The following is a 1,598-nucleotide window of genomic DNA, read 5'->3' as shown; positions in this document are numbered from 1 at the left end:
GCGTCGATGCAGTCCTCGACGACGTCGACGGGCTCGATGTCGAAGACGAGCTTGCCGAAGGTGAGCCAGCGCTCGGGGTTCGAGCGCCAGACGTAGCGCATCCACGCGGGCATGACGACCGCGAGGCCCGCGCCGTGCGTGATGCTCGGGTCGTGGGCGGACAGCTCGTGCTCGAGCGCGTGGCTCTCCCAGCCGCCGGCGCGGCCGCCCGGCTTCGCGTTGCGCCCGAGCCCGCACAGGTCGTTGTGCGCCTGCGTGCCTGCCCACATGATGCTCGCGCGGGCGTCGTAGTCCTCGGGGTTCTCGATCGCGGCGGGCGCGCACTCCATCAGGCTGCGGATGAGCCCGCACGCGATCTCGTCCGTCACGGGGACGGGGCCCGTCGAGCCGAAGAAGCGCTCCATGATGTGCGCGCACATGTCGGTCACGCCGGCGGCCGTCTGGTAGGCGGGGAGGGTGAAGGTGAGCTCGGGGTCCATGACGGCGAGCTCGGGACGGTGCGACTCGCTGGAGAGGCCGCGCTTCAGGCTGAGCTCGTCGTTGGAGATCACGCAGCTCGCGGAGGCCTCCGAGCCCGCCGCAGGGATGGTGAGGACGCAGGCGACCGGGAGCTTATGGTCCTCGTCGACCGCGGCCTTCTTCATAAAGAGGTCCCAGACGTCGCCCTCGTAGGGGACGCCGACGGCTATGGCCTTGGCGGTGTCGATGACCGAGCCGCCGCCGACGGCGAGAATCACATCGACTCCGTCGGCGCGGGCGGCCGCGATGCCATCGCGCACGAGGCCGACCTCGGGGTTCGGGCGCACCCCGCCGAGCTGGGCGTGGCGGACGCCTGCGCGGTCGAGCGAGGTGAGCACGCGGTCGAGCGTGCCGGCGCGGACGACGGAGCCCTGGCCGTAGACGACGAGCGCGCAGGAGTGACCCGCCGCCGCGAGCTCGTTGCCGACCTCGTCGACGACGCCGCGCCCGAACACGAACTTGGTGGGCACGTGATAGGTGAAATCGTTCATGGGGGTCCTTTCGCGGGGATGTTTGGATACCCGCGATTGTACCGCCGCAAGCTTCCGCCCCGCGCTTGGGACCTGGGCGGGCGAGGGCGCGCCTCTGTGAGCCCTCCACCTGCCTATTTCCTTCAAGTTCAGTCACACATGTCGGCGAACGAGCGGTAATTTTCGCCAAGCGGCCTATTTTTTGTTTCTAGCGTGTTAGAGAAAGTTTCTTTTGGACGTCCGGTGAAGTTGACGGGTCCACTATGACAGTCGTCCATAGGAGGCGCAAAGGCGCCATGGAGACGGGATTTCGATCAAACATGTTCACCGCAGAGCTATCCATTATCGCGATCGTAATTTAGCGCGGGTTGGTTAGGAGCCGACCCGAAAGATAATGGGCGGCTTTGCAATAAGCGATGTGTGGGGCCGCTTGGTATACGCCAGGCGGCCTTTTCGATTCGAGATTCCAAACAGGAAGGAAAGTAAGGAATGAACGGAATCGTACTGATGCTCGTTGCCGCGGCCGTGCTGGTCTGCGGTTACCTGTTCTACGGCAGGTGGCTCGCCAACAAGTGGGGCGTCGACGCCGAGGCCCTCACCCCCGCCCGC

The 1,598-nt window shown here is 66.1% G+C and carries 2 protein-coding genes; one reads left to right on the top strand and one right to left on the bottom strand.

The window, feature by feature from the left end; translation table 11 throughout:
- A partial coding sequence (locus ACT84W_RS11040) for an iron-containing alcohol dehydrogenase (RefSeq protein ID WP_444329259.1) occupies nt 1–1,010 on the bottom strand: 1,010 nt, incomplete at its 3' end.
- 468 nt (nt 1,011–1,478) lie between these two features.
- On the opposite strand from ACT84W_RS11040, the gene ACT84W_RS11035 reads away from it, so the two are divergent.
- The coding region (locus tag ACT84W_RS11035) for a carbon starvation CstA family protein (protein ID WP_444329260.1) at nt 1,479–1,598 on the top strand (120 nt) is incomplete at its 3' end.

It is taken from the genome of Paratractidigestivibacter sp., from assembly GCF_052362415.1.
Lineage (GTDB): Bacteria > Actinomycetota > Coriobacteriia > Coriobacteriales > Atopobiaceae > Paratractidigestivibacter.
The sequence above is the reverse complement of the archived record's forward strand: the minus strand, read 5'-3'. Positions and strand labels throughout refer to the sequence as shown.